Raw genomic sequence first — 26381 nt, 5'->3', positions numbered from 1 at the left:
TGGGAGCGAGCCTGCTCGCGATGGGGGTAACGATGGGGTGGTGTTGCCTGGGCGCTCACCGGGGCGCGCTCGCTCCCCCAAGGGGTCAGGCAAGCCTGCCACAAACAAAAACGGCCTCCTGCTTATATAAAAAGCAGAGGCCGTTTCCGGTGCAACTCAGCGCGCTAGAGCAAGACAGGTCTTACTTGCGGTCTTCCAGCTTGGTGATGTCACGCGACTCGTAGCCGGTGTACAGCTGGCGCGGACGGCCAATCTTGTACGGGCTGGAGAGCATTTCCTTCCAGTGGGAGATCCAGCCGACGGTCCGCGCCAGGGCGAAGATCACGGTGAACATGCTGGTTGGGATGCCGATCGCCTTGAGGATGATCCCCGAGTAGAAGTCGACGTTCGGGTACAGCGAGCGCTCGATGAAGTACGGGTCGGTCAGGGCGATCTCTTCCAGGCGCATGGCCAGTTCGAGTTGCGGATCGTTATTGATGCCCAGTTCCTTCAACACTTCGTCGCAGGTCTGCTTCATGACGGTGGCGCGTGGGTCGCGGTTCTTGTAAACGCGGTGACCGAAGCCCATCAGCTTGAACGGATCGTTCTTGTCCTTGGCCTTGGCGATGAACTTGTCGATGTTCGAGACATCGCCGATTTCATCGAGCATGGTCAACACGGCTTCGTTCGCACCGCCGTGGGCAGGGCCCCACAGTGCAGCGATGCCGGCGGCGATACAGGCGAACGGGTTGGCACCCGAAGAGCCTGCCAGGCGCACGGTGGAGGTCGAAGCGTTCTGCTCGTGGTCGGCATGGAGGATGAAGATCCGGTCCATGGCCTTGGCGAGCACCGGGCTGATCGGTTTGATCTCGCACGGGGTGTTGAACATCATGTGCAGGAAGTTTTCCGCATACGACAGGTCGTTGCGCGGGTACATCATGGGTTGGCCCATGGAGTACTTGTAAACCATCGCTGCCAGGGTCGGCATCTTGGCAACCAGACGGATCGCGGAGATTTCGCGATGCTGCGGGTTATTGATGTCCAGGGAGTCGTGGTAGAAGGCGGAGAGGGCGCCGACTACGCCGCACATGACGGCCATCGGGTGGGCGTCGCGGCGGAAACCGTTGAAAAACGTCTTCAACTGCTCGTGAACCATGGTGTGGTTCTTGACGGTGCTGACGAACTGGGCCTTCTGATCTGCGGTCGGCAATTCGCCGTTGAGCAACAGGTAGCAGGTTTCCAGGTAGTCCGACTTTTCAGCCAGTTGTTCGATCGGGTAGCCGCGGTGCAGCAGGATGCCGTTGTCGCCGTCGATATAGGTGATCTTCGACTCGCAGGAGGCGGTCGACATGAAACCAGGGTCAAAGGTGAAACGGCCCGTGGCCGTCAGGCCCCGTACGTCGATAACATCGGGACCAACGGTGCCGGTTAAAATGGGCAGCTCGACGGGGGCTGCGCCCTCGATGATCAACTGCGCTTTTTTGTCAGCCATGTGGCCTCCTATTTATGCTTGAAATCATCAGACAGACCCCCCACGCAGGGCCCGCACCACTATAGTGAGATAAATTCGAATGTCAATTTGCCTAAAGTCTTGCCCCAGAAGGCTTTAACCGGACTTTTTCCTCGAAATTGACTGCCATTTACGCCTTTTATCCAACTTGCGCAATCCGCTATTAGGGGAAGGTGAACGCGTTGTCATTAGTAGCCTAACTGTCTATACTCGGCCACCGACCGCCAAGGGCTTTTGGGCTTGCGTTATTGGGGGTCGCCTCCCTGGGTGGTGGTTACCTGACCAGTGCACTCCCCAACAACTTTGCCCTGATTGTTAGGGGCTCTTCAGTGTGAAAAAAAAGCCGTGAAAAGCCAACGACCTGTAAACCTAGACCTAAGGACCATCAAACTCCCAGTCACTGCTTACACGTCCATTCTTCACCGTATTTCCGGTGTCATCCTCTTCGTGTGCCTTGCCATCATGCTTTACGCATTGGACAAGTCGCTGAGCTCCGAGGAAGGCTTCGGCCAGGTGAAAGCGTGTCTGACCAGTCCGCTAGCCAAGCTAGTGATTTGGGGCATCCTGTCCGCTCTGCTGTATCACCTGGTAGCCGGCGTGCGCCACTTGATCATGGACATGGGCATCGGTGAGACGCTGGAAGGCGGCAAGCTGGGCTCGAAAATCGTTATCGCCGTTTCCGTGGTGGTAATCGTTCTGGCAGGAGTTTGGATATGGTAACTAACGTCACGAACCTGTCGCGTTCGGGCCTCTATGACTGGATGGCGCAACGTGTGTCTGCGGTCGTTCTCGCGGCTTACTTCATTTTCCTGATCGGATACGTCGTTGCCCACCCTGGCATCGGCTACGCCCAATGGCATGAACTGTTCGCCAGCAACTGGATGCGTATCTTCAGTCTCCTGGCCCTCGTTGCCCTCGGCGCTCACGCCTGGGTCGGCATGTGGACCATCGCGACCGACTACCTGACGCCAATGGCGTTCGGCAAGTCCGCGACTGCAATACGTTTCCTTTTCCAGGCAGTATGCGGCGTTGCGATGTTCGCTTACTTCGTCTGGGGTGTGCAGATTCTCTGGGGTATCTGAGTCATGGCTAACATTCCAACGATTTCTTTCGACGCCATCATCATTGGTGGCGGCGGCGCCGGCATGCGCGCAGCGCTGCAACTGGCACAGGGCGGTCACAAGACTGCCGTGATCACCAAGGTGTTCCCGACCCGTTCGCACACCGTTTCGGCACAGGGCGGCATCACCTGCGCCATCGCGTCGGCGGATCCGAACGATGACTGGCGCTGGCACATGTACGATACCGTCAAGGGCTCCGACTACATCGGTGACCAGGACGCTATCGAATACATGTGTCAGGAAGGCCCGGCTGCCGTATTCGAGCTGGACCACATGGGTCTGCCATTCTCCCGTACCGAAACCGGCCGCATCTATCAGCGTCCGTTCGGTGGCCAGTCCAAGGACTACGGTAAAGGCGGCCAGGCTGCCCGTACCTGCGCAGCATCCGACCGTACCGGTCACGCGCTGCTGCACACCCTTTATCAGGGCAACCTGAAAGCCGGTACCACGTTCCTGAACGAGTACTACGCTGTCGATCTGGTGAAGAATGACGACGGCGCGTTCGTCGGCGTTATCGCCATCTGCATCGAAACCGGCGAAACCACCTACATCCGTTCGAAAGCCACCGTGCTGGCGACCGGCGGTGCCGGCCGTATCTACGCGTCGACCACCAACGCCCTGATCAACACCGGTGACGGCGTCGGCATGGCTCTGCGTGCAGGTGTACCGGTACAAGACATCGAAATGTGGCAGTTCCACCCGACCGGTATCGCCGGCGCCGGTGTACTGGTGACCGAAGGTTGCCGTGGTGAAGGTGGTTACCTGATCAACAAGCACGGTGAGCGTTTCATGGAGCGTTATGCGCCGAACGCGAAAGACCTGGCTGGTCGTGACGTGGTTGCCCGCTCGATGGTCAAGGAAATCATCGCCGGTAACGGTTGCGGTCCGAATGGCGACCACGTAATGCTCAAACTCGACCACCTGGGCGAGGAAGTGTTGCACAGCCGTCTGCCAGGCATTTGCGAACTGTCGAAAACGTTTGCTCACGTTGACCCGGTGGTTGCCCCGGTTCCGGTTGTTCCAACCTGCCACTACATGATGGGCGGCGTTGCCACCAACATTCACGGCCAGGCGATCACCCAGAACGGCGAAGGCGTCGACACCATTATCCCGGGCCTGTTCGCTGTAGGCGAAGTGGCTTGCGTATCGGTTCACGGTGCCAACCGCCTGGGCGGCAACTCGCTGCTCGACCTGGTGGTCTTCGGCCGTGCTGCCGGCCTGCACCTGGAAAAGGCGCTGACCGACGGTATCGAGTACGACGACGCCACCGAGGAAAACATCAAGACCGCTCTGGCCCGTCTGTCCGCCCTGAACGAGCGCACCGATGGCGAAGACGTCGCGACCCTGCGCCGCGAGCTGCAAAGCTGCATGCAGAACTACTTCGGTGTATTCCGTACCGGCGAATACATGCAGAAGGGTATCGCCCAGCTGGCCGAACTGCGTCAACGCATTGCCAACGTCAAGATCAACGACAAGTCGCAAGCGTTCAACACGGCTCGTATCGAAGCGCTGGAACTGCAAAACCTGCTGGAAGTGGCTGAAGCTACCGCCATCGCTGCCGAAGTACGTAAAGAGTCCCGCGGTGCTCACGCCCGTGAAGACTTCGAAGACCGTGACGACGAAAACTGGCTGTGCCACACCTTGTACTTCCCGGGTGAGAAACGCGTTGCCAAGCGTGCCGTGAACTTCTCGCCGAAGACTGTTCCGACTTTCGAACCTAAAGTCCGGACTTATTAAGGGTGACCGCCATGTTGCAAGTCAGTGTTTATCGCTACAACCCTGATCAGGACGCTGCGCCGTTCATGCAGGAATTCCAGGTCGATACCGGTGGTAAGGACCTGATGGTGCTGGACGTGCTCGCGCTGATCAAAGAGCAGGACGAAGGGTTTTCCTACCGTCGTTCCTGTCGTGAAGGCGTCTGCGGTTCCGACGGCATGAACATCAACGGCAAGAACGGCCTGGCCTGCATCACGCCGCTGTCTGCCGTTGTAAAAGGTAACAAGTTGATCGTTCGTCCTCTGCCAGGTTTGCCGGTTATCCGTGACCTGGTCGTCGATATGAGCATCTTCTACAAGCAATACGAGAAGGTTAAGCCATACCTGCAGAACGACACGCCGGCTCCGGCCATCGAGCGTCTGCAGTCCCCTGAAGAGCGTGAAAAGCTCGACGGTCTGTACGAGTGCATCCTGTGTGCCTGCTGCTCGACCTCTTGCCCGTCCTTCTGGTGGAACCCCGACAAGTTCCTGGGTCCAGCTGCTCTGCTGCAAGCGTATCGCTTCCTGGCAGACAGCCGTGACACCAAGACTGCCGAGCGTCTGGCTTCGCTGGATGACCCGTTCAGCGTATTCCGCTGCCGCGGGATCATGAACTGCGTCAACGTCTGTCCGAAAGGCCTGAACCCGACTAAGGCCATCGGTCACGTACGTAACATGTTGCTGCAAAGCGGCGTGTGATTCAGCTGCTGTACCCGTAGGACCGCTGTACCCGTGGATGCTACGGCGCAGGCTTCAACCGGCGCCGTAGTTTTAACCTGAGCAGCAGCTTGCAAAGCTGCGGCTCTTATTTTGAAGAAATGAGACAAGCAGGGGCATCCGGGCTGGTACCCGGACTATCAGCGTGATCCTAGGTGGCTTGTTTTGGTCGCTGCATTCGGACTTCTGCAAGTTTGCTCGGTGTCGACGCCGGTGGTGTTCCCCTAACCGAGGGTGACCAAGCATGCAAGAAAGCGTGATGCAGCGCATGTGGAACAGCGCCTACCTTTCCGGAGGTAACGCTGCCTATGTGGAAGAGCTTTATGAGCTCTACCTGCACGACCCTAACGCTGTGCCAGAAGAGTGGCGCACCTACTTTCAGAAGTTGCCGACCGAAGGCAACTCTGCCACCGATGTTTCGCACTCGACAATTCGCGATCATTTCGTCTTGCTGGCAAAGAACCAGCGCCGCGCCCAACCGGTTTCCGCCGGGAGCGTGAGCAGTGAGCACGAGAAGAAGCAAGTTGAAGTGCTGCGATTGATCCAGGCCTACCGTATGCGTGGCCACCAGGCAGCCCAGCTTGACCCGCTGGGGCTGTGGCAGCGTCCTGCACCAGCAGACCTGTCGATCAATCACTACGGCTTGACCAATGCCGATCTTGATACGACCTTCCGTGCCGGCGACCTGTTCATCGGCAAAGAGGAGGCGAGCCTACGCGAAATTCACGAAGCGTTGCAGCAGACATATTGCCGCACCATCGGCGCTGAATTTACGCACATCACCGATTCCGAGCAGCGCCAGTGGTTCCAGCAGCGTCTGGAAAGCGTACGTGGCCGTCCAACGTACTCCGCGGACATCAAGAGCCACCTGCTTGAGCGCGTCACCGCCGGTGAAGGCCTTGAGAAATACCTGGGCACCAAATACCCGGGCACCAAGCGTTTCGGTCTGGAAGGCGGCGAAAGCCTGATTCCGATGCTCGACGAACTGATCCAGCGTTCCGGTTCCTACGGCACCAAGGAAATCGTCATCGGCATGGCCCACCGTGGTCGTCTGAACGTGCTGGTCAACACCTTCGGCAAGAACCCGCGCGAGCTGTTCGACGAGTTCGAAGGCAAGAAGAAGGTCGAGCTGGGTTCCGGTGACGTTAAATATCACCAGGGCTTCTCGTCCAACGTCATGACCACCGGTGGTGAAGTCCACCTGGCGATGGCATTCAACCCGTCCCACCTGGAAATCGTTTCTCCAGTGGTCGAAGGTTCGGTTCGCGCCCGTCAGGATCGTCGTAACGACCCGACCGGTGAGAAGGTTCTGCCGATTTCCATCCACGGTGACGCTGCCTTCGCAGGTCAGGGCGTGGTCATGGAAACCTTCCAGATGTCCCAGACCCGCGGTTTCAAGACCGGCGGCACTGTGCACATCGTGATCAACAACCAGGTCGGTTTCACCATCAGCAACCCGCTGGACTCGCGTTCCACCGAGTACGCGACCGACGTTGCGAAAATGATCCAGGCCCCGATCCTCCATGTGAATGGCGATGATCCGGAAGCGGTATTGTTCGTGACCCAGCTGGCCATCGATTACCGCATGCAGTTCAAGCGTGACGTCGTGATCGACCTGGTCTGCTACCGTCGTCGCGGCCACAACGAGGCCGACGAGCCAAGCGGTACCCAGCCTCTGATGTATCAGCAGATCACCAAACAGCGCACGACCCGTGAGCTGTATGCCGATCGTCTGACCCAGGCCGGTGTGCTGGACGCAGAACGTGTACAGGCGAAGGTAGACGAATACCGCAACGCGCTGGACAACGGTCTGCACGTGGTGAAAAGCCTGGTCAAGGAGCCGAACAAAGAGCTGTTCGTGGACTGGCGTCCGTATCTGGGCCACGCCTGGACTGCGCGTCACGACACTCGCTTCGACCTCAAGACCTTGCAGGAACTGTCCGCCAAGCTGCTGGAAATTCCAGAAGGCTTCGTCGTCCAGCGCCAGGTTGCCAAGATTTACGAAGACCGTCAGAAGATGCAAGCCGGCGGCCTGCCGATCAACTGGGGTTATGCCGAAACCATGGCGTACGCGACCCTGGCATTCGAAGGGCACCCGATCCGCATGACGGGTCAGGACATCGGTCGCGGTACGTTCTCGCACCGTCACGCTGTCTTGCACAACCAGAAAGACGCGGGCACCTACATCCCGCTGCAAAACCTGTACAACGGCCAGCCACGTTTCGACCTGTACGACTCGTTCCTGTCCGAAGAAGCGGTACTGGCATTCGAGTACGGTTACTCGACTACCACGCCGAACGCCCTGGTTATCTGGGAAGCCCAGTTCGGCGACTTCGCCAACGGTGCCCAGGTGGTCATCGACCAGTTCATCACCAGCGGCGAGCACAAGTGGGGCCGTCTGTGCGGTCTGACCATGCTGCTGCCGCACGGTTATGAAGGTCAGGGGCCGGAGCACTCCTCGGCTCGTCTGGAGCGTTACCTGCAGCTGTGCGCCGAGCACAACATTCAGGTGTGCATGCCGACGACCCCGGCTCAGATCTACCACTTGCTGCGCCGTCAGGTGATTCGCCCGCTGCGCAAGCCACTGGTTGTCCTGACTCCGAAGTCGCTGCTGCGTCACAAGCTGGCCATCTCGACCCTGGAAGATCTGGCCGAAGGTTCGTTCCAGACCGTTATCCCGGAAATCGATGCCCTGGACCCGAAAAAGGTCGAGCGCGTTGTTCTGTGTAGCGGCAAGGTCTACTACGACCTGCTGGAAAAACGCCGTGCCGAAGGCCGTGACGATATCGCCATCGTGCGTATCGAGCAGCTGTACCCATTCCCTGAGGACGACTTGAAAGAAGTCCTGGCTCCTTACACCAACGTCAAGAATGCCGTTTGGTGCCAGGAAGAGCCGATGAACCAGGGTGCCTGGTACTGCAGCCAACACCACATGCGTCGCAGCATCGGCAACCTCAACAAGTCTCTCGTACTCGAGTACGCGGGCCGCGAGGCTTCTGCTGCACCGGCATGCGGTTACGCATCGATGCACGCCGAGCAGCAGGAACAATTGCTGCAAGCTGCCTTTACTGTTTAACGCCTTCGCGCACCTGAAACCGAATTTAAGGAACCACAGATAATGGCTATCGAGATCAAAGCCCCCACTTTCCCGGAATCGGTTGCCGATGGCACCGTTGCCACCTGGCACAAGCAACCGGGCGACGCCGTCAAGCGCGACGAACTGATCGTCGACATCGAAACCGACAAGGTCGTACTGGAAGTGCTGGCGACTGCTGACGGCGTGCTGGGCGCAATCGTCAAGAACGAAGGCGACACCGTTCTGTCCGACGAAGTGCTGGGCTCGATCGTTGAAGGTGGCGCGGCTGCCGCTGCTCCTGCCGCCGCTGCCGCACCGGCCGCTGCCCAGGCAGCTGCTCCTGCTGCCGAAGGCGAAGACGATCCTGTCGCTGCACCGGCTGCTCGCAAGCTGGCTGAAGAAAACGGCATCAACATCGCTTCCGTTGCCGGTACCGGCAAAGGCGGTCGCGTGACCAAGGAAGACGTGGTTGCAGCCGTTGCCGCCAAGAAGGCCGCTCCAGCCGCCGCGCCTGCCAAGGCTGCCGCACCTGCCGCTGCTGCTCCGGTCTTCGCTGCCGGTGATCGCGTTGAAAAACGCGTTCCAATGACCCGCCTGCGTGCCAAGGTTGCCGAGCGTCTGGTTGAAGCTCAATCGAACATGGCGATGCTGACCACTTTCAACGAAGTCGACATGACCGAAGTCATGGCCCTGCGTTCGAAGTACAAGGACCTGTTCGAGAAGTCCCACAACGGCGTGCGCCTGGGCTTCATGTCGTTCTTCGTGAAAGCCGCCACCGAAGCGCTGAAACGCTTCCCGGCCGTGAACGCCTCGATCGACGGTGCCGACATCGTTTACCACGGCTACGCCGACATCGGTGTTGCCGTGTCCAGCGATCGTGGCCTGGTCGTACCGGTTCTGCGTAACGCCGAACTGATGAGCCTGGCTGAAATCGAAGGCGGCATCGCGACTTTCGGCAAGAAAGCCCGTGACGGCAAACTGTCGATGGAAGAGATGACCGGTGGTACGTTCACCATCACCAACGGTGGTACCTTCGGTTCGATGATGTCGACTCCGATCGTCAACCCGCCGCAGGCTGCGATTCTGGGCATGCACAACATCATCCAGCGTCCTATGGCAATCAACGGCCAGGTCGTTATCCGTCCGATGATGTACCTGGCGCTGTCCTACGATCACCGTCTGATCGATGGCAAAGAAGCTGTAACCTTCCTGGTGACCATCAAGAACCTGCTGGAAGATCCGGCTCGTCTGTTGCTGGATATCTGATAGAAGCAGCCACGGGCTGCAAGCGTCGAGCTGCCTGAAACGGCAGCCTGGCTTGCAGCCTGTGGCTTGAAGCTTTTCGCTAAAGAGGATTTTTTGAATGTCGCAGAAATTTGACGTAGTAGTGATTGGTGCGGGCCCTGGCGGCTACGTGGCCGCCATCAAGGCCGCGCAGTTGGGTCTCTCCACTGCCTGCATCGAGAAATACACCGATGGCGAGGGCAAACTGGCCCTGGGCGGCACCTGCCTGAACGTCGGCTGCATTCCATCCAAGGCGCTGCTGGACAGCTCGTGGAAATACAAGGAAGCGAAAGAAAGCTTCAATGTCCACGGTATCTCCACGGGCGAAGTCAAAATGGACGTCGCTGCGATGGTTGGCCGCAAGGCCGGTATCGTCAAGAACCTGACCGGCGGTGTTGCCACCCTGTTCAAGGCCAATGGCGTCACTTCGATCCAGGGCCACGGCAAGCTGCTGGCCGGCAAGAAAGTCGAAGTCACCAAGCCTGACGGTTCGGTTGAAGTCATCGAAGCCGAGAACGTGATCCTGGCCTCCGGCTCCCGTCCGATCGACATTCCGCCGGCTCCTGTTGACCAGAAAGTCATCGTTGATTCCACCGGTGCCCTGGAATTCCAGACCGTGCCTAAGCGTTTGGGTGTGATCGGCGCCGGCGTCATCGGCTTGGAACTGGGTTCGGTATGGTCGCGTCTGGGCGCAGAAGTGACTGTCCTGGAAGCCCTGGACACCTTCCTGATGGCGGCGGACACCGCCGTTTCCAAGGAAGCGCTGAAAACCCTGACCAAACAGGGCCTGGACATCAAGCTGGGTGCTCGCGTAACCGGTTCGAAAGTGAACGGCGAAGAAGTCGTGGTGAACTACACCGACGCCAATGGCGAACAGACCATTACTTTCGACAAGCTGATCGTAGCCGTTGGTCGCCGTCCAGTGACCACTGATCTGTTGGCTACCGACAGTGGCGTGAACATCGACGAGCGTGGTTTCGTGTTCGTCGACGACCACTGCGCGACCAGCGTACCGGGCGTTTTCGCCATCGGTGACGTGGTTCGCGGCATGATGCTGGCGCACAAGGCCTCGGAAGAAGGCATCATGGTCGTCGAGCGCATCAAGGGCCACAAAGCCCAGATGAACTATGACCTGATCCCTTCGGTTATTTATACTCACCCGGAAATCGCATGGGTCGGGAAAACCGAACAGGCCTTGAAAGCTGAAGGCGTAGAAGTTAACGTCGGCAGCTTCCCGTTCGCAGCCTCCGGCCGCGCCATGGCCGCCAACGATACCGGTGGTTTCGTCAAGGTCATCGCCGATGCCAAGACTGACCGTGTATTGGGCGTCCACGTGATTGGCCCAAGCGCTGCAGAACTGGTTCAGCAAGGCGCGATCGCGATGGAATTCGGCACCAGCGCTGAAGACCTGGGCATGATGGTTTTCTCCCATCCGACCCTGTCCGAAGCCTTGCACGAAGCAGCTTTGGCTGTGAATGGCGGCGCCATCCACATCGCCAACCGCAAGAAGCGTTAAGCGAAGGAACAATAAGAAACCACGGCGGTTTGGCCCGTCGTGAGCCTTGCGTGCAAGACTCACCGCGGAATATCCGCTGGACGCAGTCTTGCGTAGCCCGGCTACGCAAGCAGCAGTCACAGGTGGTGCGGCACTCGATCGAGTGCAGCACCGAATGCGCAGTACCTAACGAAGACGGTAATAAGCATGAATCTTCACGAGTATCAGGGTAAGCAGCTGTTCGCTGAGTACGGCCTGCCAGTATCCACCGGTTACGCGGTAGACACCCCGGAAGCAGCAGCAGAAGCTTGCGACAAAATCGGCGGCAGCGAATGGGTTGTCAAAGCCCAGGTTCACGCCGGTGGTCGCGGTAAAGCGGGCGGCGTCAAGCTGGTTCGCAACAAAGAAGACGCCAAAGCCTTCGCACAGCAGTGGCTGGGCAAGCGTCTGGTGACTTACCAGACTGACGCCAATGGTCAGCCTGTCACCAAGATCCTGGTTGAATCGTGCACTGATATCGCTAAAGAGCTGTACCTGGGCGCTGTCGTTGACCGTTCGAGCCGTCGCATCGTGTTCATGGCTTCCACCGAAGGTGGCGTGGACATCGAAAAAATCGCTCACGACACTCCAGAAAAAATTCTCAAGGCCACTATCGATCCACTGGTTGGCGCTCAGCCATTCCAGGGTCGCGAGCTGGCATTCCAACTGGGCCTGGAAGGCAAGCAAGTTGCCCAGTTCGCCAAGATCTTCGTAGGTCTGGCCAAACTGTTCCAGGATCACGATCTGGCCCTGCTGGAAGTGAACCCGCTGGTGATCAAGGCTGACGGCGATCTGCACTGCCTGGACGCCAAGATCAACATCGACGCCAACGCCATGTACCGTCAGCCCAAGCTGAAGACTTTCCACGATCCGTCGCAGGACGATCCGCGCGAAGCGCACGCTGCCAAGTTCGAACTGAACTATGTAGCGCTGGAAGGCAACATCGGTTGCATGGTCAACGGTGCTGGCCTGGCCATGGGTACCATGGACATCGTCAACCTGCATGGCGGCAAGCCAGCCAACTTCCTCGACGTGGGCGGCGGTGCTACCAAAGAACGCGTTACCGAAGCATTCAAGATCATTCTGTCCGACACCAACGTCGCTGCAGTACTGGTTAACATCTTCGGCGGCATCGTTCGTTGCGACATGATTGCCGAAGGCATCATCGGTGCAGTGAAAGAAGTCGGCGTGAAAATCCCGGTTGTTGTTCGTCTTGAAGGCAACAACGCTGAACTGGGCGCTAAAGTACTGGCAGAAAGCGGTTTGAACATCATCGCTGCTACCAGCCTGACCGACGCTGCTCAACAAGTCGTTAAAGCTGCGGAGGGCAAGTAATGAGCGTCCTGATCAATAAAGACACCAAAGTTATCTGCCAGGGTATCACCGGTTCGCAAGGTAGCTTCCACACCCAGCAAGCCATCGAGTACGGCACCCAGATGGTCGGCGGTGTAACGCCGGGCAAAGGCGGCACCGAGCACCTGGGCCTGCCAGTGTTCAACACCGTGAAAGACGCCGTAGCTGCCACTGGCGCCACCGCCAGCGTGATCTACGTTCCGGCTCCTTTCTGCAAGGACTCGATCCTGGAAGCTGCTTTCGGCGGCATCAAGCTGATCGTCTGCATCACCGAAGGCATTCCTACCCTGGACATGCTGGATGCCAAGGTCAAGTGCGACGAGCTGGGTGTTACCCTGATCGGCCCTAACTGCCCAGGCGTGATCACTCCAGGCGAATGCAAGATCGGCATCATGCCAGGTCACATTCACTTGCCAGGCAAGGTCGGTATCGTTTCCCGTTCCGGCACCCTGACCTACGAAGCTGTGAAGCAGACCACTGACGCCGGTTTCGGTCAGTCGACCTGCGTCGGCATCGGCGGTGACCCGATCCCGGGTTCGAACTTCATCGACATCCTGAAGCTGTTCCAGGAAGACCCGAAGACCGAAGCGATCGTCATGATCGGCGAGATCGGCGGTTCGGCTGAAGAAGAAGCGGCTGCCTACATCAAGGCACACGTGACCAAGCCGGTTGTTTCCTACATCGCAGGTGTGACTGCTCCTCCGGGCAAGCGCATGGGCCATGCTGGCGCAATCATCTCTGGCGGCAAAGGCACTGCAGACGAGAAATTCGCTGCTCTGCAAGACGCAGGCGTAAAAACCGTGCGTTCGCTGGCAGACATCGGCAACGCCCTGGCCGAGCTGACCGGTTGGGCTGTCAAGTAAGCCTCGCGCTTAACTGACGCTTCATCCAACAAAGGCCACCTTCGGGTGGCCTTTGTCGTTCTTGCGTTACAGACCTGCTCCCGCGTTCGCTGGCAGTTCCAGGGTGGGAGCGCGCCTGATCGCGAAAGCGAACGGTCAAGCAAAGACTTTTTACATACTGAAACGCGACACAAAGATGTCGCAGATCGGAATGTTCGCCCTCTAACAGTGCGTTATTCGCCCAAATTCGTTAGGCTAGCCGCCATTTTAGCGTCCGCAGCCCACAAGGCCGCTGTACGCCAAACGGGTCGGTCCCATACGGACCGACAGCATTTCCCTCACCCATAGGGAAATCCCTCTCTAAATTCCGATTCAGTAGTGTGGTTTCCTTAATGAAAGTGTTGAAAGGCCAGGACATCCTGGCGCTTGGTTTCATGACATTTGCCCTGTTTGTCGGGGCTGGCAACATCATCTTCCCGCCTATCGTCGGTTTGCAGTCCGGACCTCATGTCTGGATGGCGGCGCTGGGCTTTCTGATCACCGCCGTCGGTCTGCCGGTGATCACCGTCGTGGCCCTGGCCAAGGTCGGTGGGGCTATGGATGCCCTTAGCAGTCCGATCGGCAAGATAGCCGGTGGGTTGCTCGCCGCAGCTTGCTACCTCGCCGTCGGACCGTTGTTCGCAACGCCACGCACCGCGACCGTGTCTTTCGAGGTCGGCCTGGCGCCGCTGACCGGCGAGAGCCCGCTGGCACTGTTCCTCTATAGCGCGGTGTACTTCCTGCTGGTGTTCTTCATCTCGCTCTATCCCGGTCGCCTGCTGGACACCGTCGGGCGTTTCCTCGCACCCCTGAAGATCATTGCCCTGGCCATTCTCGGCATCGCCGCGTTTGCGTTGCCCGCCGGTGACATCGGCGTGGCCACGCCCGAGTATGTGGCGGCGCCGTTTTCCCAAGGGTTCATCAATGGCTACCTGACCATGGATACACTGGGTGCGCTGGTGTTCGGCATTGTCATCGTCAATGCCATCCGCTCCCGTGGCGTCGAGTCCCCTGTGTTGATCACACGTTACGCGGTGATTGCCGGCCTGATTGCCGGTGTCGGCCTGGCACTGGTGTACGTCAGCCTGTTCCGTCTCGGTTCGGGCAGCCATGAAGTGGCAGCCGGCGCGACCAATGGCGCAGCCGTGCTGCATGCTTATGTGCAGCACACCTTCGGTTCGCTGGGCAGCGGCTTCCTCGCGGTGTTGATCTCGCTGGCGTGCCTGGTCACAGCCGTCGGCCTGACCTGTGCCTGCGCCGAGTACTTCAGTCGCGTCCTGCCTCTGTCGTACAAGACACTGGTCGTTATCCTGGCAGCGTTTTCCCTGCTGGTGTCCAACCTGGGCCTCACCAAGCTGATTGCGTTCTCGATCCCGGTACTGACCGCGATCTACCCACCGTGCATCGCGCTGGTCGCCCTGAGCTTCTGCAAGGACTTCTGGCATGAGCAGGGGCGTATTGTCGGTCCGGTCATGCTGGTGTCGTTCCTCTTCGGCCTGGTCGATGCCCTCAAGGGCGCGGGCCTGGCGGACTGGATGCCGGCGCAGCTGGCGAACCTGCCGCTGAGCGAGCAGGGGCTGGCCTGGCTGGTGCCGTCGGTCATGACCCTGGTGGTCGCCGTCGCTTGCGACCGCCTGCTGGGCAAGCGCGCCGAAGCAATGGCTTAAGCGCCAGCTCCCGTCATGACGGGGACGCAGAAAAACAAATGCCCCGCATCAATCGATGCGGGGCATTTTTTTGGGTTGAATTTCATGCCCAGCACCGGTCAAGTATGGGAGCGGGCTTGCTCGCGAAGAGGGCATAACATTCAATACACCGGTTGCCTGAAGGGGCCTCTTCGCGAGCAAGCCCGCTCCCAAAGGGATCATGTACGCCATCTACACATCACAAGGACCTGCATGTCGTTCATCCAAGCCAACCTGATCCATATTATCGCCGCCGCCTGGTTCGTCATCTGCTGGGGTGGCTACACCCGTTATGCGACATGGAAGGGCCGCGACACCGCGTGCCTGGCCAGTGTGCTGCACCTGTACCGTGAAGACTGGATGCGCCGGATGCTCCTGCGCGACAACCGTATTGCCGATGCCAGCGTGATTGGCAATCTGGAGCGCAACGCGTCGTTCTTCGCCTCCAGTACCCTGATTATCCTGGCCGGTATCCTGACGGTGCTGGGGGCGTCGGAAAGGGCGGTGTCGTTGCTGGCCGATATCCCGATGGTGCAACAGGCCTCCCAGGGCATGTCGGAAATCAAGTTGCTGTGCCTGGCGCTGGTATTCGTCTATGCGTTCTTCACCTTCAGCTGGTGCATGCGCCAGTACAACTTCGCCGCGATCCTGGTGGGCTCGGCCCCGATGGTCGGCGAGCGCCACGTCTCCGAGCAGGAGCGCAAGGCCTTCGCCGCCCGGGCGGCGCGAGTGATCTCGATGGCCGCCAACCAGTTCAACTTCGGCCTGCGTTCCTACTATTTCGGCATGACCATGCTCGCCTGGTTCATCAGCCCGTGGCTGTTCATGCTGATGAGCGCCGGCGTGGTACTGGTGCTCTATCGCCGGGAATTTCATTCCGACGTGCTCGACGTGATGGTCTATACCCCTACAGAGGCGCCGTTGCCTGAAGCCAACAAAGAGGCCGCTTGATGAGTATTCCATTCTGGTGCGTGTTCATCAGTGCCCTGCTGATCTACATCGCCCGTATGCCGGTGACCAAGGCCATGAAAGAGCAGGGGGGTTATGACAATCACCTGCCACGCCAGCAACAGGCACAACTCAGCGGATTCGGTGCCCGGGCGGTGGCGGCGCATCAGAACAGTATCGAGGCGTTCATATTGTTTGCGGTGGGGGTATTGATGGCCCATACCACGCAGACGGCGGGATGGCTGATTGATTCACTGGCGATCATCTTCGTGATTGCGCGCGTCTTGTACTTGCTGTGCTATTGGCGTGATCTCGCCTGGCAGAGAAGTCTGGTATGGCTGATCGGGTTAGTGTGTTCGTTACTGTTGATGATTAGTCCGACTTTTAGAACTATTTTGCTCTAACGGAGCCAATGACAGATAAAAGAAAACCCGCAGTTGGCGGGTTTCCTTTTCACGCTGAAAACTGTTTTAGTTTTTAGGCGCTTCTTTTGCAGCGGCTTCGTTCGATTCAGCCTGATCTTTGGCAGCTTCGGCGTTTTCTTTCGCTGCTTCGTTCACTTTATCCTGAGCCTCGTTCATTTTTTCCTGAGCTTGCTCGGCGTGTTGGTTGGCATCTTGAGCTTTGTCCTCGGATTTTTTATCGCAGGCAGCGAGACCGAGGGAAGCGGTCAACATCAAGGCAATAGCTAAAGTCTTACGCATGGGGTGTTTCTCCTTATGGAAATCATCTACTGGCCTTTCGAACGCGGCCATCCTGCTTAAGTTCCTCAAAGTGTTCAGATATATAAGTTTGTCCCTGTGGGGAACTTTTACCGAACGCGTCGAGTGCAATGTCTGCTTATTAAGAAGAGTTCTTGTGATATGGCCGAAAGCCCCGTTTTTGAGCGTGCAACGCGATTCCTGTCGGCGCTGCGACACTGTCAGGTGCTTGGGCTGCGCGTGCACAGTGCCAGCAATGAAGGACTCACCGTGATTCTGCCGTACAGTCCGCAGATCGTCGGAAATCCGCAGACCGGCGTCATCCACGGCGGGGCACTGACGTCGTTGATGGACACTGCCTGCGGCATGTCCACACTCTGCGTGCTGCCTGAATTCGAGGTGTGCCCGACCCTGGACCTGCGCATCGACTACATGCACGCCGCCGAGCCGCATAAAGATGTCTACGGCTTTGCTCAGTGCTATCGGGTGACCACGGATGTGATTTTCGCCCGCGGGTTCGCCTATCAGGATGATCCCGAGCAGCCCATCGCCCACGTCGTGGGTACGTTCATGCGCATGGGCAAAGGGGTCAAGGGCGCCAAGGGACTGGGCGGCACCATCGCGGGAGCCGGGAAATGATCGAGAATCTCCCGGAACACCTGCAACAGGCCCATGAGAAAGGGGAATACGCCGCACTGCTGCAACTGATTCCCTACGCCCAATTGATCGGTGTCGAGTGCTCGCGGGTCGGTGATGACCTGTTGTTTCGTCTGCCGGCGAACAGGGACAACATTGGTAACCCTTTATTGCCGGCGATCCATGGCGGGGTAATAGCCGGGTTCATGGAGCTGTCGGCGGCCTTGCATTTGCTGATTCTCACGGGTTCACCGGACGTGCCGAAAATCATCGACTTTTCGCTGGATTACCTGCGTGCCGGGCAGTTTCGCGACACCTGGGCCCGGTGCCAGGTGTGTCGGCAGGGGCGTCGTGTGGCCAACGTGGCCGTGACCGCCTGGCAAAGCACCGAAGCCGAACCCATCGCCACGGCCCGCGCCCATTTCAAAGTCGACGAGCCCTTGAAATCCTCATCGTAGCCCCCACCTTGATGACAACCCGCCGCCGACCCTCCGGGTCGCGGCCACTGCCATCTGATTGGAGTTTGATGACCATGAGTGTGGAAACTCAAAAGGAAACCCTGGGCTTCCAGACCGAGGTGAAGCAACTGCTGCACCTCATGATCCATTCGTTGTATTCCAACAAGGAAATCTTCCTTCGCGAATTGATCTCGAACGCCTCTGACGCTGTCGACAAATTACGTTTCGAAGCCCTGTCCAAGCCCGAGTTGCTGGAAGGTGGCGCCGAACTGAAAATCCGCGTGAGCTTCGACAAGGACGCGAAAACCGTCACCCTCGAAGACAACGGTATCGGCATGAGCCGTGACGATGTGATCACCCACCTGGGGACCATCGCCAAGTCCGGCACCGCCGATTTCATGAAAAACCTGTCGGGCGACCAGAAAAAGGATTCGCACCTGATCGGTCAGTTCGGCGTCGGTTTCTACTCGGCGTTCATCGTCGCCGATAAGGTCGACGTGTTCAGCCGTCGTGCCGGCGCGCCCGCCAGTGAAGGCGTGCACTGGTCGTCGAAAGGCGAAGGCGAGTTCGAAGTCGCCACCGTCGAGAAGGCCGAGCGCGGCACCCGCATCGTGTTGCACCTGAAATCCGGGGAAGACGAGTTCGCCGACGGCTGGCGCCTGCGCAACATCATCAAGAAGTACTCCGACCACATTGCCTTGCCGATCGAGTTGCCGAAAGAAGTGGCCGCCACCGAAGGCGAGGAGCAGCCTGCCGTCGAATGGGAAACCGTCAACCGCGCCAGTGCCCTGTGGACCCGTCCTCGCACCGAGATCAAGGACGAGGAATACCAGGAGTTCTACAAGCACATCGCTCACGATTACGAAAATCCGTTGAGCTGGAGCCACAACAAGGTCGAAGGCAAGCTCGAGTACAGCTCGCTGCTTTACGTACCGGCCCGTGCGCCGTTCGACCTGTACCAGCGCGAAGCGCCGAAAGGCCTGAAGCTGTACGTGCAGCGCGTGTTCGTCATGGATCAGGCCGAGTCGTTCCTGCCGCTGTACCTGCGCTTCATCAAGGGCGTGGTCGACTCCAACGACCTGTCGCTGAACGTGTCGCGAGAAATCCTGCAGAAAGACCCGATCATCGACTCGATGAAGTCGGCGCTGACCAAGCGCGTACTGGACATGCTGGAAAAACTGGCGAAGAACGAGCCTGAGCAATACAAGGGCTTCTGGAAGAACTTCGGCCAGGTCATGAAGGAAGGCCCTGCAGAAGATTTCGCCAACAAGGAGAAAATCGCCGGCCTGCTGCGTTTCGCATCGACCAATGGCACCGACGGCGAGCAGGTTGTCGGCCTGACCGAGTACCTGGCACGCGCCAAGGAAGGTCAGGACAAGATCTACTACCTCACTGGCGAGAAATTCGAGGCCGTCAAGGACAGCCCGCACCTGGAAGTCTTCCGCAAGAAAGGCATCGAAGTGCTGCTGTTGACCGACCGCATCGACGAGTGGCTGATGAGCTACCTCAGCGAGTTCGACGGCAAGAGCTTCGTCGATGTGGCTCGTGGTGACCTCGACCTGGGTAATCTGGATTCGGAAGAAGACAAGAAAGCTGCCGAGGAAGTCGCCAAGTCCAAGGAAGGTCTGGTTGAGCGTCTGAAAACGGCACTGGGCGACTCCGTTGCCGAAGTGCGGGTTTCCCATCGCCTGACCGACTCGCCGGCCATCCTGGCCATCGGCGAACAGGACCTGGGCTTGCAGATGCGCCAGATCCTTGAAGCCAGCGGGCAGAAGGTCCCCGATTCGAAGCCGATCTTCGAATTCAACCCGGCTCACCCGCTGATCGAAAAGCTGGACGGCGAGCAGAGCGAAGAGCGTTTCGGCGACCTGTCGCACATCCTCTTCGATCAAGCGGCCCTGGCGGCCGGCGACAGCTTGAAGGACCCGGCGGCCTATGTGCGCCGTCTCAACAAGCTGCTGGTTGAACTGTCGGCTTGATCGAGTTGTAAAAAAAACCCGCTTCGGCGGGTTTTTTTATGGGCGGATTCTGAACGGGCCCCTTCGCGAGCAAGCCCGCTCCCACACTTGGAAGCGATCAACCCGTGGGAGCGGGCTTGCTCGCGAAAGCGGCTTCACTCTCGCATAAAATCTTAAGGCAGCTCAATCCGCTCGACTTCTCCCGGCACCGTCGGCCAGTCCCCAGCCGCCCAGCGCCGGCGTGCGTCGTCGATGGCCGCCGGATCGCTGGCCACGAAATTCCAGTTGATCCGGCGCGGCCCATCCAGAGGCGCTCCGCCAAACAGCACCGCATGGCAGTCGCTCTCGGCGAACAGCGTCATTTCCTTGCCCGGCGGCAACACCACCAGCGAGTGGGGTTCTACCGGTTCGTCATCAAGCTGCACGTCGCCATCGAGCACATACAGCGCTCGCTCTTCATGTTCCGTAGGAATCAATAAAGTCGTCGAGGTTTGCAGGTTCAATTCGGCATACAGCGTAGGAGAAAGCACCGGGACCGGAGACTCCAGGCAAAAGCCCGAGCCGGCGATCATGCGGATCTTCACCCCAAGGTTATCGCTGACCGGCAGGGTGGCGGCCGGGTGATGGCTGTAGTGCCCGGGCCCCTGCTCATGATCCCTGGGGGACGCCAGCCAGATCTGCAGGCCGTGCAAGGTGAAACCGCTGGCTTTCAGGGCCTCGGGCGTACGCTCGACATGGGCGATGGCGCTACCGGCCGTCATCCAGCTGACATCACCGGCTTGCACCACCTGGTCGGAGCCGAGGCTGTCTTTGTGCTGGATTTCCCCATCGAACAGGTAGGTGAGGGTCGACAGGCCAATGTGCGGATGTTGACGAATGTTCATGCCTTTGCCGGCGGGATAGCGGGTTTCGAGCATGTGGTCGAAAAACACGAAAGGTCCGACGTTGCGGCATTTGGCTGACGGCAAAGGGCGAAGAATCGGTTGCCCTTCGACATCTTCGGCGCGGGGGCGGATCACAAGCGGAGTGTTCATGGTGCGTTCCAGGCTGAGCGGGTGACGCGTGGAGCATAACCCGCTTGCCCGGCGGTTGCCGCTATTGGCTGAACGCACCTTCGGACAGATGGGTTTCGATGCTGACGTCGGTGGTGGTCATCAGTTTGTGGATCGGGCAACGATCGGCCACGCGGTGCAGTTCGTCACGCTGGGCGTCGGTGAGGACACCCTTGAGGGTCAGTTTGACGTGCAACGCGTATTTGCCTTTGAGTTCCTCGCTGTTGTCGCGCTTGACCTCGACCGTGACCCCCGTGAGCGGGATGTCCTTCTTCTTCGCGTACAACTTCAGGGTCAGGGCCTTGCAGGCGCCCAGGGCGGCGTCGAAGTAGTCATGGGGCTCGGGCGCCGAGCTTTCTCCGCCGGCGGAGGTCGGTACATCGGCAAAGAGTTCGTGCTCATCGATGTCTACGCTATGGCGAAAACCTTCAGCGGAAACGGTATTGACGGTGACAGTCATGGAATACCTCGCAGGTAGGAAAAGTCGTTCGATAAAAAAATACCTTGCAGTTATAGAGCATTCCCACTGTCACGCGTTCCACTTTCTTGCTGGTGAACCCCGGGCCGCGTGCCGGGGTCTACGCTGTTCATGACTTCGGAGATCGCCCGTGCCCCTGAACCGCTTGAGCCTTGCCTGGATGTGGGTATTTTGCAGTGCGTGCGCTGAAGCTCGCGAATATGCCTACAGCGATGCGCACCTGCATTACGTGGATTTTTTCCAGGAAACGGCGGGCATGCCGAAATTGCTCAAGGCCATGGCGGACAATCGCATCGAGCATGTGATGATTTCCGGCATTCCGGTGGCCAAGAAATGGCATGAGGACGAACCGAAGCGCCCTCGCTACTACGCGGGCGACGACGCCGACGCCTATTGGTACAGCGCGACCGACACCCTTGTCGCGGCGGCGGTCAATTCATTGCCCGCGCAGCAGCGTCAGTACTTCCACCCGTTCCTCTCGGGCTTCAACCCCAACGACAAAAACTCCGCCGCTCATATCCAGCGCATGCTCGATCTGAACCCGGGCCTGTGGCAGGGCATCGGTGAAGTCTTCACCCGCCATGACGACCTGACCGCGTTGACTTCCGGCGATACACCGCGGGCCAACAACGAGGCGATGACACGCATTTATCACCTCGCCGCCGAAAACGATCTGCCGGTGATGGTGCATTCGAACATCACCTCCAAGCGTGAGCGAAACCCGTTGTACTTGCCGGAAATCGAAGAACCGCTGCGTAACCATCCGCATACCCGTTTCATCTGGGCGCATGCGGGCACCAGCGCGGAGATTCATCGGCACCAGACCCGGCTGGATTTCCTGCTGCCGACCCTGACGCGGATGCTGGAGGCTTATCCCAATCTGTTTATCGACCTGTCCTGGAGCCTGCTGACGCCCTATCTGCTGGATGAACAGGGCAAGCCCCGGGCCGAGTGGCTGGCGCTGGTGGAGCGCTTTCCTGAGCGTTTCATGATCGGTTCGGATGTGGTCGGGCGCTTCAACAAGCTCGGCAATGAGATACACGGCTTTGATCCGTTTCTCGATGCCTTGCCTGAGGACGTGGCCAGAAAGGTCGCGAGGGACAATTTCCTCGCGATCCTGCCGCGTCATGCAGCGAAGTGAACGTGCTCCAACGTCACGCTCGCTGGAACGACAGGTGCACGCGCGAAACGATTTTCATCGTTGGACTGTCATTTGTGACAGTAGTGGTGCGACTTCAGGTGTGATTGAATCGCAACTCATGAACGCAGTCCTTTCCAGGCCAAGCATCTTCCCCTTCATTGCTCTGCACTTGCCTGCGCGAAGTTGTTCTTTTTTCCGGTTTGCAGGAGAGAAGCGATGGCGAGTGAACATGATGCCGGCATCAACGTGGCCGGTGAGTTGGATCCTTCCTTTGCAATCGACGGCCGATTCGAAGTCCCCACTTCTACCGGCGAGGCCGTTGCGCTGATTGCAGATACGAACTCGTTGACGGTGGCAATGAACGCGGGCATGGAGTTTTGCCTGTGCAGGGTGGATGCGAACGGCGTCCTGGACAGCAGCTTCGCCAATCAGGGCTGGCTGAAATGGAAGTTCGACGATGGGGGAGGGTCAAGCGTCTGGCGCCTCTTGCTTCAGGCTGACAAGAAGATTGTGGTCATCGGGGCCTCCTATTCTTCACAGGTCGGCCAGCCTGCCGTGACGCGTTTGAATCCGGGTGGAAGCCCGGATCTGGTATTCGGCCGCAAGGTTCTCCAGGTGTTCCCCGAGTCACAGATCGGCATCACGCGCATACGCGGTTGTCTGCAGGCGGACGGCAAGATACTCCTGTGCGGCGGGTACTCCTCGCGCACCGGAAACGGAACGCTGCTGATCAGGTTACTGCCCGATGGCAATCTGGATTCAAGCTTCGGGGTCGAGGGTGTCGCACAGTTGTTTCATCCCTACGGCAGGCTGTACGTGTCACAAGTGGCTGTGCAGAGCCAAGGCCGCATACTCGTTGCCGGGGACGTGGCAAACCAGGGTTATGTCGCCGGGATCAACCAGAATGGCGACCTGGACACGAGTTATGGTGAGCAGGGCTTTTCCTTCTCTGGCCGACCGGGGGCTACCTACTCGTTCAGTGACATGTTGCTGCGCGGGGATGGAAGCGTGCGCTGCGTTGGCGGTACGGGCGACGCGGGTGCCTTGGTCGTTGGCCTCGACCAGAACGGACAGCCGGATCAGGCATTTAACGGCGGGCAGCCCGTTGAGACCCCTGAGTTGTTGGGCAGGTGGGTTTGCGTTTCTGAACAAGCCGATAGCAAGCTGCTCGTTGCTGGCCATTCGGGGCGCCCGGACCTGGAGCAGGTGTCCACACGTTTCACTGTCGATGGCACCATAGACGCCAGCTACGGTTGGTCCGGTTTCATGTATCACCCAGGTGGCCCGGCGGACAGCGTTCTTCAGTCAGGAGGACGTTGGATCACCACCGCGTATCACGCCGACGCGCCCTCGGCGTGGTTATACGGGATCGCCACCCAGCCTTGATGCAGCGTCTGTGGGCTCCTCCCGAGAAGGCGTTCTCCAGGGAAGGAGCGAGATACGAGGCGAAAAAAAGCCCCGCATTGGCGGGGCTTTCATGTGCGGCGGCTCAGTTGCCTTTGACGGTCTTGCCGTTGACCTTCCCGTCGAGGAGCATGATGTTGTACTCCTTGCCGTCGGTCTCGACCTGTTGCAGGCGAACCAGCAGGTAATCCCAATCCTTGGCGAACCACAACACGGTGATGCGCTTGCTTTGTGTCGGGTCGCGCACGCGCTCGACCTTGATCGCGTCGATCTGGCCGGCCTTGGTGTCGACCTTTTCCGAGCCCAGCACGCGGAAGTCATAGGTATCGACTTCGCCATCATCGACCACCTGATAACTCATGCTTTTCTTGCCGGCGGCCACGTCATGCTGCAATGCCAGCTGGTAGGTGGATTTGTCGACCATGCCGCGGTTGAGCGGGATGTTGACCGCATCGCCGCGGTCGGTGCCGGTGACCTTCTTGGCGGTCCAGTCGAAGTCCAGGTCGGCTTTCTTGGCTTTACCCAGGCCGCCGCGTTCAAAGTGGTAGGACTGCGGCAGCAGGGTGTCCTTGTCCAGGGTCAGGGTACTTTCCTCGGACAGGCTGGCGATCATCATCGACGCCTTGAAACTGAGTTTCCAGACACCGTTGGCTTCCTTGGTCAGGCTGCGCTCGGCGGTGCCGCTCATAGGCAGTTGCTTCCAGTCGGCGGTGTAGCTGGCGGAGAAAGGTTGAAGCTCTGCGGCCTGTGCGAAAGGCAGGGCGAGCAGGGCGCAGGCGAACAGCAGGGCACGACGCATAAAATCTCCTAGGTTTGAATCAAGTGGCCGCTGGCCGCGAGTAACTGGCCGTCCAGTAAAGCACCTTGTTCACCGAGCGATAAACGACCTTCGGCAAACCAGCGTACGGCCATCGGGTAGACCAGGTGTTCCTGGGTGTGAACTCGCTGCGCCAGACTGTGCGGCGAATCGTGCAACTCTACCGGTATTACTGCCTGTACGACCAGTGGTCCGCCATCGAGTTCCTCGGTGACGAAGTGCACGGAACAGCCGTGCACCGTGTCGCCGGCCTCCAGCGCGCGCTGATGGGTGTGTAACCCTTTGTATTTGGGCAGCAGCGAGGGATGGATGTTGAGCAGGCGTCCCGTGTAGTGGCGAACAAAGCCGGCACTGAGGATGCGCATGAAACCGGCCAGGACGACCAGTTTGGGGTTGAAGGCGTCGATCAGTTCGATAAGGGCGGCATCGAAGGCCTCGCGGCCGTCGAATGCCTTGTGATCCAGGGAGCGGGTGGCGATACCGGCGTCCCTGGCGCGTTGCAGGCCGTAGGCGTCGGCGCGGTTGGAAATCACCGCAGCGATGCGGACCGGGCTGTCGCCGGTCCGCGTGCTGTCGATCAGGGCCTGCAAGTTACTGCCGGTGCCGGACAACAGCACCACGACATCACAGGTCTGGGACATCAGTGAGCCTTGAGGTTCTTCAGTTCAACCTGAGCCGCGCCTTCGGCAGCGGTGGAGATCTGGCCGATGACCCATGGCTGTTCGCCGGCTTCGCGCAGTACGTTCAATGCGCTTTCAACGTGTTCCTGCGCAACGCAGATCACCATGCCGACGCCGCAGTTGAGCACGCGGTGCATTTCGTTTTCGTCGACGTTGCCTTTTTCCTGCAGCCAGTCGAAGACGGCTGGGCGGGTCCAGCTCGCGACGTCGACCACGGCTTGAGCACCTTTTGGCAGCACGCGCGGGATGTTGTCCAGCAGGCCGCCGCCGGTGATGTGGGCCATGGCCTTGACCGCGCCGGTTTCCTTGATCAGCTTCAACAGCGGCTTGACGTAGATGCGGGTCGGCGCCATCAGCAGGTCGGTCAGCGGTTTGCCGTCGAGCTGGATGTTTTCGATCTCGGCACCGGACACTTCGATGATCTTGCGGATCAGCGAGTAGCCGTTGGAGTGCGGGCCGGAGGATGGCAGGGCGAGCAGGGCGTCGCCAGCCGCCACTTTGGAGCCGTCGATGATTTCGGATTTTTCCACGACGCCGACACAGAAACCGGCCAGGTCGTAGTCTTCGCCTTCGTACATGCCAGGCATTTCAGCGGTTTCGCCGCCGACCAGGGAGCAGCCGGACAGTTCGCAGCCCGCGCCGATGCCGGTCACGACCTGAGCGGCGGTGTCGACGTTCAGTTTGCCGGTGGCGTAGTAGTCGAGGAAGAACAGCGGCTCGGCACCACAGACCACCAGGTCATTGACGCACATGGCGACCAGGTCGATGCCGATGCTGTCGTGCTTGTTCAGGTTCAGTGCCAGGCGCAGCTTGGTGCCCACGCCGTCGGTGCCGGAAACCAGCACGGGCTGCCTGTAGCCGGCCGGGATTTCGCAGAGGGCGCCAAAACCGCCCAGGCCGCCCATGACTTCCGGGCGCGCAGTGCGCTTGGCGACGCTCTTGATGCGTTCGACCAATGCTTCACCGGCGTCGATGTCTACACCGGCGTCCTTGTAGCTCAGGGAGGGTTGCTTGCTCATGATCCAGGCCTTTAGGGGGGATTCAGGGGGTAACGACCGAGTCCAACGGGACCGCCGAAAAAACGAAGGGCATGTGCCCTGCGCGGATTTCAGGGGTCCGGCTGTTGCCGGTCTGCGAAGGCGCGCGATTTTATCAGGCTTGAGCAGCAGCGGCCATCCTCAGGCCGACAGCAGGGGCCTATCGATACAAAAAAA

General features: G+C 59.2%; 24 protein-coding genes. 17 read left to right on the top strand and 7 right to left on the bottom strand.

The genetic code is table 11. The features are described 5' to 3' along the window. Positions 1-181: 181 nt before the first annotated feature. Entirely contained in the window at positions 182-1471 is a 1290-nt protein-coding gene (gene gltA / locus ACM6IM_RS12825; protein WP_201189675.1) for a citrate synthase, read from the bottom strand. A 363-nt stretch (positions 1472-1834) separates the two neighbouring features. Here gltA and sdhC point away from each other — a divergent pair, with 363 nt between their 5' ends. The 12 genes from sdhC (at position 1835) to ACM6IM_RS12765 (ending at position 16246) form a co-directional block, all read left to right on the top strand. Continuing rightward, a complete protein-coding gene (gene sdhC, locus ACM6IM_RS12820) occupies positions 1835-2209 on the top strand; it encodes a succinate dehydrogenase, cytochrome b556 subunit (protein WP_016773673.1) in 375 nt (124 codons plus the stop codon). Further along, positions 2203-2571, top strand: coding sequence for a succinate dehydrogenase, hydrophobic membrane anchor protein (gene sdhD, locus ACM6IM_RS12815; protein ID WP_027922414.1), 369 nt, complete (start codon positions 2203-2205; stop codon positions 2569-2571). The genes sdhC and sdhD overlap by 7 nt, the downstream gene beginning before the upstream one ends. Before the next feature lie 3 nt (positions 2572-2574). Continuing rightward, a complete protein-coding gene (sdhA, locus tag ACM6IM_RS12810) occupies positions 2575-4347 on the top strand; it encodes a succinate dehydrogenase flavoprotein subunit (RefSeq protein WP_192302073.1) in 1773 nt (590 codons plus the stop codon). A gap of 11 nt (positions 4348-4358) precedes the next feature. Continuing rightward, on the top strand, positions 4359-5063 hold the full coding sequence (locus tag ACM6IM_RS12805) for a succinate dehydrogenase iron-sulfur subunit (protein WP_192302072.1): 705 nt from the start codon (positions 4359-4361) through the stop codon (positions 5061-5063). 262 nt (positions 5064-5325) lie between these two features. Next, positions 5326-8157 (top strand): 2-oxoglutarate dehydrogenase E1 component, encoded by a 2832-nt coding sequence (locus ACM6IM_RS12800; protein WP_414865314.1) that lies wholly within the window; start codon positions 5326-5328, stop codon positions 8155-8157. Between the two features lie 42 nt (positions 8158-8199). Further along, complete coding sequence (gene odhB, locus ACM6IM_RS12795) at positions 8200-9423, top strand: 2-oxoglutarate dehydrogenase complex dihydrolipoyllysine-residue succinyltransferase (RefSeq protein ID WP_192302070.1); 1224 nt, start codon at positions 8200-8202, stop codon at positions 9421-9423. Positions 9424-9520: 97 nt separating this feature from the next. Further along, entirely contained in the window at positions 9521-10957 is a 1437-nt protein-coding gene (lpdA, locus tag ACM6IM_RS12790; protein ID WP_414865313.1) for a dihydrolipoyl dehydrogenase, read from the top strand. A 186-nt stretch (positions 10958-11143) separates the two neighbouring features. Beyond that, positions 11144-12310 carry an ADP-forming succinate--CoA ligase subunit beta gene (gene sucC, locus ACM6IM_RS12785; protein WP_003223015.1) on the top strand — a complete coding sequence of 389 codons (1167 nt, stop codon included), beginning with the start codon at positions 11144-11146 and terminating at the stop codon, positions 12308-12310. Beyond that, positions 12310-13191, top strand: a complete 882-nt coding sequence (gene sucD / locus ACM6IM_RS12780; RefSeq protein ID WP_414865312.1) for a succinate--CoA ligase subunit alpha — start codon at positions 12310-12312, stop codon at positions 13189-13191. The genes sucC and sucD overlap by 1 nt, the downstream gene beginning before the upstream one ends. A 371-nt stretch (positions 13192-13562) precedes the next feature. After that, positions 13563-14876, top strand: a complete 1314-nt coding sequence (brnQ, locus tag ACM6IM_RS12775; protein ID WP_192302068.1) for a branched-chain amino acid transport system II carrier protein — start codon at positions 13563-13565, stop codon at positions 14874-14876. Between the two features lie 231 nt (positions 14877-15107). Further along, complete coding sequence (locus ACM6IM_RS12770; protein ID WP_414865311.1) at positions 15108-15845, top strand: DUF599 domain-containing protein; 738 nt, start codon at positions 15108-15110, stop codon at positions 15843-15845. Further along, a complete protein-coding gene (locus ACM6IM_RS12765; RefSeq protein WP_414865310.1) occupies positions 15845-16246 on the top strand; it encodes an MAPEG family protein in 402 nt (133 codons plus the stop codon). The genes ACM6IM_RS12770 and ACM6IM_RS12765 overlap by 1 nt, the downstream gene beginning before the upstream one ends. A 66-nt stretch (positions 16247-16312) precedes the next feature. Here the strand turns inward: ACM6IM_RS12765 and ACM6IM_RS12760 are convergent, their stop codons facing one another. Next, on the bottom strand, positions 16313-16546 hold the full coding sequence (locus ACM6IM_RS12760) for a hypothetical protein (protein WP_192302065.1): 234 nt from the start codon (positions 16544-16546) through the stop codon (positions 16313-16315). A gap of 159 nt (positions 16547-16705) precedes the next feature. Between ACM6IM_RS12760 and ACM6IM_RS12755 the strand changes: the two genes are divergently transcribed. The 3 genes from ACM6IM_RS12755 to htpG all read left to right on the top strand — a co-directional run bounded on the left by ACM6IM_RS12755 (position 16706) and on the right by htpG (position 19616). Beyond that, positions 16706-17182, top strand: a complete 477-nt coding sequence (locus ACM6IM_RS12755) for a PaaI family thioesterase (protein ID WP_201189672.1) — start codon at positions 16706-16708, stop codon at positions 17180-17182. Beyond that, positions 17179-17637 (top strand): PaaI family thioesterase, encoded by a 459-nt coding sequence (locus tag ACM6IM_RS12750; protein ID WP_201189669.1) that lies wholly within the window; start codon positions 17179-17181, stop codon positions 17635-17637. The genes ACM6IM_RS12755 and ACM6IM_RS12750 overlap by 4 nt, the downstream gene beginning before the upstream one ends. A 74-nt stretch (positions 17638-17711) precedes the next feature. Further along, positions 17712-19616 carry a molecular chaperone HtpG gene (gene htpG / locus ACM6IM_RS12745; RefSeq protein WP_414865309.1) on the top strand — a complete coding sequence of 635 codons (1905 nt, stop codon included), beginning with the start codon at positions 17712-17714 and terminating at the stop codon, positions 19614-19616. 152 nt (positions 19617-19768) lie between these two features. Here htpG and ACM6IM_RS12740 read toward each other — a convergent pair whose 3' ends face one another. After that, positions 19769-20629: a pirin family protein gene (locus tag ACM6IM_RS12740; protein WP_414865308.1), complete on the bottom strand. Its 861-nt coding sequence runs from the start codon at positions 20627-20629 to the stop codon at positions 19769-19771. Positions 20630-20690: 61 nt separating this feature from the next. After that, a complete protein-coding gene (locus ACM6IM_RS12735; RefSeq protein ID WP_414865307.1) occupies positions 20691-21107 on the bottom strand; it encodes an OsmC family protein in 417 nt (138 codons plus the stop codon). A gap of 178 nt (positions 21108-21285) precedes the next feature. Here ACM6IM_RS12735 and ACM6IM_RS12730 point away from each other — a divergent pair, with 178 nt between their 5' ends. Continuing rightward, positions 21286-22266, top strand: a complete 981-nt coding sequence (locus tag ACM6IM_RS12730) for an amidohydrolase family protein (RefSeq protein WP_414865498.1) — start codon at positions 21286-21288, stop codon at positions 22264-22266. Between the two features lie 216 nt (positions 22267-22482). Beyond that, on the top strand, positions 22483-23652 hold the full coding sequence (locus tag ACM6IM_RS12725) for a hypothetical protein (protein WP_414865306.1): 1170 nt from the start codon (positions 22483-22485) through the stop codon (positions 23650-23652). A gap of 103 nt (positions 23653-23755) precedes the next feature. Here ACM6IM_RS12725 and ACM6IM_RS12720 read toward each other — a convergent pair whose 3' ends face one another. Genes ACM6IM_RS12720 through purM form a run of 3 tightly spaced genes read right to left on the bottom strand, consistent with a single transcriptional unit; the run spans position 23756 to position 26186 of the window. Then, positions 23756-24469, bottom strand: coding sequence for a DUF3108 domain-containing protein (locus ACM6IM_RS12720; RefSeq protein WP_192302058.1), 714 nt, complete (start codon positions 24467-24469; stop codon positions 23756-23758). Positions 24470-24477: 8 nt separating this feature from the next. Further along, positions 24478-25128, bottom strand: coding sequence for a phosphoribosylglycinamide formyltransferase (gene purN / locus ACM6IM_RS12715; RefSeq protein ID WP_192302057.1), 651 nt, complete (start codon positions 25126-25128; stop codon positions 24478-24480). Further along, positions 25128-26186: a phosphoribosylformylglycinamidine cyclo-ligase gene (gene purM / locus ACM6IM_RS12710; protein WP_192302056.1), complete on the bottom strand. Its 1059-nt coding sequence runs from the start codon at positions 26184-26186 to the stop codon at positions 25128-25130. Before purM ends, purN begins: the two co-directional genes overlap by 1 nt. Positions 26187-26381: the final 195 nt, after the last annotated feature.

Origin of the sequence: Pseudomonas sp. IT-P12 (assembly GCF_949767465.1) — a bacterium.
Lineage (GTDB): Bacteria > Pseudomonadota > Gammaproteobacteria > Pseudomonadales > Pseudomonadaceae > Aquipseudomonas.
Note: the sequence above shows the minus strand (reverse complement) of the source record. Positions and strands in the feature narration are given on the sequence as shown.

Bases quoted from the DNA above. Each gene is read 5' to 3' on its own strand.
- gltA (WP_201189675.1), bottom strand. From the start codon at position 1,471: ATGGCTGACAAAAAAGCGCAGTTGATCATCGAGGGCGCAGCCCCCGTC.
- sdhD (WP_027922414.1), top strand. From the start codon at position 2,203: ATGGTAACTAACGTCACGAACCTGTCGCGTTCGGGCCTCTATGACTGG.
- sdhA (WP_192302073.1), top strand. From the start codon at position 2,575: ATGGCTAACATTCCAACGATTTCTTTCGACGCCATCATCATTGGTGGC.
- ACM6IM_RS12805 (WP_192302072.1), top strand. From the start codon at position 4,359: ATGTTGCAAGTCAGTGTTTATCGCTACAACCCTGATCAGGACGCTGCG.
- ACM6IM_RS12800 (WP_414865314.1), top strand. From the start codon at position 5,326: ATGCAAGAAAGCGTGATGCAGCGCATGTGGAACAGCGCCTACCTTTCC.
- odhB (WP_192302070.1), top strand. From the start codon at position 8,200: ATGGCTATCGAGATCAAAGCCCCCACTTTCCCGGAATCGGTTGCCGAT.
- lpdA (WP_414865313.1), top strand. From the start codon at position 9,521: ATGTCGCAGAAATTTGACGTAGTAGTGATTGGTGCGGGCCCTGGCGGC.
- sucC (WP_003223015.1), top strand. From the start codon at position 11,144: ATGAATCTTCACGAGTATCAGGGTAAGCAGCTGTTCGCTGAGTACGGC.
- sucD (WP_414865312.1), top strand. From the start codon at position 12,310: ATGAGCGTCCTGATCAATAAAGACACCAAAGTTATCTGCCAGGGTATC.
- brnQ (WP_192302068.1), top strand. From the start codon at position 13,563: ATGAAAGTGTTGAAAGGCCAGGACATCCTGGCGCTTGGTTTCATGACA.
- ACM6IM_RS12770 (WP_414865311.1), top strand. From the start codon at position 15,108: ATGTCGTTCATCCAAGCCAACCTGATCCATATTATCGCCGCCGCCTGG.
- ACM6IM_RS12765 (WP_414865310.1), top strand. From the start codon at position 15,845: ATGAGTATTCCATTCTGGTGCGTGTTCATCAGTGCCCTGCTGATCTAC.
- ACM6IM_RS12760 (WP_192302065.1), bottom strand. From the start codon at position 16,546: ATGCGTAAGACTTTAGCTATTGCCTTGATGTTGACCGCTTCCCTCGGT.
- ACM6IM_RS12755 (WP_201189672.1), top strand. From the start codon at position 16,706: ATGGCCGAAAGCCCCGTTTTTGAGCGTGCAACGCGATTCCTGTCGGCG.
- ACM6IM_RS12750 (WP_201189669.1), top strand. From the start codon at position 17,179: ATGATCGAGAATCTCCCGGAACACCTGCAACAGGCCCATGAGAAAGGG.
- htpG (WP_414865309.1), top strand. From the start codon at position 17,712: ATGAGTGTGGAAACTCAAAAGGAAACCCTGGGCTTCCAGACCGAGGTG.
- ACM6IM_RS12740 (WP_414865308.1), bottom strand. From the start codon at position 20,629: ATGAACACTCCGCTTGTGATCCGCCCCCGCGCCGAAGATGTCGAAGGG.
- ACM6IM_RS12735 (WP_414865307.1), bottom strand. From the start codon at position 21,107: ATGACTGTCACCGTCAATACCGTTTCCGCTGAAGGTTTTCGCCATAGC.
- ACM6IM_RS12730 (WP_414865498.1), top strand. From the start codon at position 21,286: ATGTGGGTATTTTGCAGTGCGTGCGCTGAAGCTCGCGAATATGCCTAC.
- ACM6IM_RS12725 (WP_414865306.1), top strand. From the start codon at position 22,483: ATGGCGAGTGAACATGATGCCGGCATCAACGTGGCCGGTGAGTTGGAT.
- ACM6IM_RS12720 (WP_192302058.1), bottom strand. From the start codon at position 24,469: ATGCGTCGTGCCCTGCTGTTCGCCTGCGCCCTGCTCGCCCTGCCTTTC.
- purN (WP_192302057.1), bottom strand. From the start codon at position 25,128: ATGTCCCAGACCTGTGATGTCGTGGTGCTGTTGTCCGGCACCGGCAGT.
- purM (WP_192302056.1), bottom strand. From the start codon at position 26,186: ATGAGCAAGCAACCCTCCCTGAGCTACAAGGACGCCGGTGTAGACATC.